Annotated in this window: 5 protein-coding genes; 2 read left to right on the top strand and 3 right to left on the bottom strand. The window is 37.8% G+C overall.

Annotated features, from left to right (window positions below; translation table 11 throughout):
• Positions 1–670, top strand: a 670-nt coding sequence (locus tag D6734_10085) for an OmpA family protein (protein ID RMF93444.1), incomplete at its 5' end; no start/stop codon positions are given.
• Positions 671–833: 163 nt separating this feature from the next.
• Complete coding sequence (locus tag D6734_10080) at positions 834–2,354, top strand: hypothetical protein (GenBank protein ID RMF93443.1); 1,521 nt, start codon at positions 834–836, stop codon at positions 2,352–2,354.
• 467 nt (positions 2,355–2,821) lie between these two features.
• Here the strand turns inward: D6734_10080 and D6734_10075 are convergent, their stop codons facing one another.
• The 3 genes from D6734_10075 to D6734_10065 form a co-directional block, all read right to left on the bottom strand.
• Entirely contained in the window at positions 2,822–3,595 is a 774-nt protein-coding gene (locus tag D6734_10075) for a hypothetical protein (GenBank protein RMF93442.1), read from the bottom strand.
• A gap of 48 nt (positions 3,596–3,643) precedes the next feature.
• Positions 3,644–4,003: a hypothetical protein gene (locus tag D6734_10070; GenBank protein RMF93441.1), complete on the bottom strand. Its 360-nt coding sequence runs from the start codon at positions 4,001–4,003 to the stop codon at positions 3,644–3,646.
• A 112-nt stretch (positions 4,004–4,115) separates the two neighbouring features.
• Positions 4,116–4,310, bottom strand: a 195-nt coding sequence (locus D6734_10065) for a hypothetical protein (GenBank protein ID RMF93440.1), incomplete at its 5' end; no start/stop codon positions are given.

The following is a 4,310-nucleotide window of genomic DNA, read 5'->3' as shown; positions in this document are numbered from 1 at the left end:
TGTAAATGAACGAGGAGAAAGTATTAATATTGAGGGGAAGGTTTACAGGATTGAATACAGCCTCAATGAGGGTGCCAAAGAGCCAAGCCCGCTTCAGATCATTAGAAACTATGAAAATGCAATCAAAAAGATAGACGGTAGAATAGTTTTCAATAAAGACCCTGACAAAAATAAAACCTGGCTTGAGTTTGAAAGGGAAGGAAAGATAGTTGATGTGCATGTGCTTGGTGATTGGGGCGGTTACACCTTAACCATTGTTGAAAGACAGAAGATGAAACAGGATGTGGTGGCAGACCCGAAAAGCCTTGCAAATGATATCCTGAGCAAGGGACATGCATCTGTTTATGGAATCTATTTTGATGTTGACAGCGATGTGATAAAGTCTGAATCAGAACCCACCTTAAAGGCCATTTCAGATATGTTAAAGGCAAATCCAGATATGAAAGTTTATATAGTAGGGCATACGGACATGACCGGTTCCTTTGAGCATAATATGGATTTGTCCTTAAGACGCGCAAAGGCAGTGGTCAAGAAATTAGTGAGCAAATATAAGATCTCCGCTCATCGCTTAAAAGCAAAGGGTGTTGGACCACTTGCACCTGTAAGCAGTAATAGAGATGAAAAGGGAAGAAAACTAAACCGCAGGGTGGAACTGGTGGAGATGTTATGAAAAGTACTATTTTAAGACAAAACTGTTTGGTCATGTAGGGTTTTATGCAAACCGTATCAAGCATCTCATATTCCAACACCTTATTTAAAGTATCAAAATATAAAATATTACTTTAGAACATGATAGCACAAGTCAAAATACAAAAAATATTGGGAGAATAAGAATGAGGACTGTGAAAGTATTGACTTATATTATTATACTTATCATTTTATCGAGGTATGACAATAATGTGACTGCCCAGGAATCCCATTGCCGTGGATGTAAAAGAACGGCTGTGCTGAAAGAAGCGATTAATGTAGAGAGAATATCCATTGAGTCACGTCTTGCTGAATTCGGGACGTCCCCATGTTTTCATCTTTTAGATACGGAGGCTGTCTCAGGTTTTATTTCTAAGGAAATTAAAAGCGGCATTCCAACTCAACTCCCGATTTTTAAAAAGCCTGAATATTACTTTACAGTGGAATATGAAGATGATCTGGAAGGAGAAATCCAATCGAGGTTGACGATAAAACTATGGTTTTATAATCATGAGCTTGTGCATACTTGGCAGACAGAATCGGGCCGACCGAAGTTTACATTTAACGGACACTTGAATCGAATGTTTAAGAACAAGAATGCAGTATTCAAAGAAACGATTCCATTAGATATCCACGTAATCAATCATTTTGAGAAACGACCTTACAGCTGTAAAATCAATACCGAAAAAGACACGTTGATTCCTGGTGATGAAATGGAAGTAACTATTGATACTATAGAAGACATTGAAGGAAATCCCTCTCGGGAATTTAACCGAATCATTGTGCAGGCAGTACACGGGGAAGTAGTGGGAGGTGCTGATTTACGAGCGGATCCAGATTTAAAAGCATTCATGGTCGGTGATGGGAAAATTACTTTTCGTTACCGAGCACCGAGTCCAACCGAAGCAAAGGGTGTTTCTGAAGATATGATTTATGTTTATAATGCATGTGAAGTCTTAGATACTTCAGATATACCACTTGAGTTAACTTCATTGAAGGACAAAATAGCTCAAAAGAAGATAACCATAAAAAAGAAACAACCTTATCTGGAGTTTGACTTTTCGGTAAACAGCCAATACGAAAAAAATGGAATTAATTACAAAGAAAATGGATCATATCAATATCAAGGACGATTAAAATATAATTTGAAATTAACTGACTCTCGAAGAGTAGATGGAGAATTACATCAATCCTACGAAGCTTCAGATTGTCAGATAATGGATATTACAGGCTCTAGTAAAGGTAAAACTGTTAGCTGGGATGCTGGACATAAAAGGAAGCGCACTGTAATAACGAATCTAGGTATAAAACCATGCTTTAGGAAATGTCAAGCCTCTTCATTAAGCATTGTTTTTGATCAAGAAGGTAATGTAAAAAAAGTTATTTTAGGCGGATTCGATATCTTACTTTGTCTGAATGGAACTTCTATTACTACAGATTATGATGGGAAAACACATTCCCAGAGCATACCTCTTTCGCCAAATGAAAAAATGACTTTTCCTGAGTCTTTTCTCCTTGACCCCCAAGTGGACTGGGGTTTCCTTAAGGTGGAAGGAAAAGATTCGGGAGAATTGAAATCAGGCAATATCAATGGAACAAGAATCTTAACCGAATCGTCGGATGCCAGACATACAGTAAAACATGTAAAATACAAAGCTTCCTTATAAAGCAGAGAGCATTCTTACATCCTTTGTTATTAGGAATGTCTTGAAGAACAAAGAAAAGGATTTATTTATCTATCATATACATAAGGAGGAAAAGAGCAAGGAGGAGGGATGGCTTAGACACGAATTATGTTGACAGTCTGGCTCATTTAACACTATTACGACATCAATAAGGCACTTACAGAGAAAGGAATAGAGGAGGCTTTTGGAGAAAAGACGTAACAAGCCGAGGATAGTTAACCAAGAAGCACAAGAGATAAAAGATAGGATTCTTGAATACTCTCTTCATTATCCAACTCATTGACAAGTCAGGTTTTCAAATGAACTGATTAAGGAAGGGATAATAATAAGCCCTGGAGGGGGCAGGAGCATATGGCTACAGCACAGACTTGAGAATAGGAAACTGGTAGTGACAAAAGAGGTAGCGTAGTAGTTAAAAGCGGAAGGTCGCTTGTCAAAGCTTTTAGCGACTACCGCACTTTGTTTTGTAGAACTCTTAATATTTTTCTGGCATCCTCGGTTTTATATCGCTTATACAATCTACTAACACCCCGTTCAGTAATATTTCTCCAGTACCGAATGTTAGGTTGCTTATCCAGAAAAAGTTTAATCCTTGGATAAGCCCTTACAAAGTTAAGTTGTGGCTCTTCCATAAGGTCAATTTTTCTTCCATCAGACATAACTAACTTATAATTTAAGTGTAAATTTTTGCGTTCTGCGAAACATCTTGTGTGAATCTCCTTTATATCTTGCCAACGATAGAGTTTTTCAGATAGCGAAAAGAGAGGGTTATAATAAATACCTTCCTCTGTAACATAAAAATAGTTTAACGAACCTAATAATGCTACTGGCATGAAAATAAAAAATGTGCAAAATGTAAAAATGACCAATTGTTTAATGGATTTTTTAAAGGATGTATTTTTATACCCCTTTGCTTCCTGCTCAAAGGTTCTTCTTGCTGGTGAAATAAGCCAGGCTATAAGATTAGCAAATATCATTCCGATTCCGAAAGATGGAAATAGAACAGAAACAAACATTAAAATTTTACCAACCCTTGTAGAGCTAAAAAGAATGGCTTTTGCGGGAAACATAGATGATTGTATGTTTATTAAAAGCTTTGCCAATAGAAATGTGCTTGCAAAAACCCCTGTTATGCTGAGTGGAATAAGAATAAGATTCCAACGACTCTTTCTTCTCTTTGCTCTCTGTCTTGCCTCTCTGTAAAATTCATCTATTTTTTTCATGTTGTTACCCAATGACCTCTTTCGTAACGCGAACTATTTGCTCGCATCCTATTTAGTGATAAACCTTTCTCTGTACAACATATTAAACAACCGTGAAAGAATGGGTGTTACAAGAGGGACATAGGGCTCTGTGAAGTAACGCTTCAGTTCGTCTCGCGGCAGCAAGAAACGCATCAGCAAAAGCCAAACAACGCTTCCCAAAAGAAATCCCAATATTAAGCATAGTATAATGATACCAATACCAACGGGTATCCAAATACCAGTTAAAACCCCAGGATTGTTCAGCTCAGGATAGGTTCTCACAGCAAGGCGAGACAGAACCAAGATAGACCCGATACCACCCCCAAGCACGAAGACAACAGCCGAAAGTAGAGCAATTCTGTGTCTTGGCAAAAGCTCCTTGCTCAAATATACCTCCCAAGAGGGCTAATACCCCTCAAAACCGGCAGGAATGAGTTTGAATTATACTATATGCTTATTAACGATTGAACTCACTTACCCCAAGGAGCACGGAGAAATATTATTCAGAATAATCATCAATATCTTCGGGGTCATTTTCGTCAGTTGGATTCATTTTTCTGCCGAATAATCTCTCGTATGTGCTTTCTACTTCTTCTGGAGAGAAAAGGAACTTGTCCTCTGGCAGGTGTTTGGAGACAATCTGCATTTCTTCAGAAAGTTCAAAGGTCTCACCAAATTCCATTAGATAATCTTC

The organism is Candidatus Schekmanbacteria bacterium (assembly GCA_003695725.1).
Taxonomy (GTDB): Bacteria; Schekmanbacteria; GWA2-38-11; order GWA2-38-11; family J061; genus J061.
This window is presented reverse-complemented; position numbering and strand designations above follow the sequence as displayed.

Bases quoted from the DNA above. Each gene is read 5' to 3' on its own strand.
- D6734_10080 (RMF93443.1), top strand. From the start codon at position 834: ATGAGGACTGTGAAAGTATTGACTTATATTATTATACTTATCATTTTA.
- D6734_10075 (RMF93442.1), bottom strand. From the start codon at position 3,595: ATGAAAAAAATAGATGAATTTTACAGAGAGGCAAGACAGAGAGCAAAG.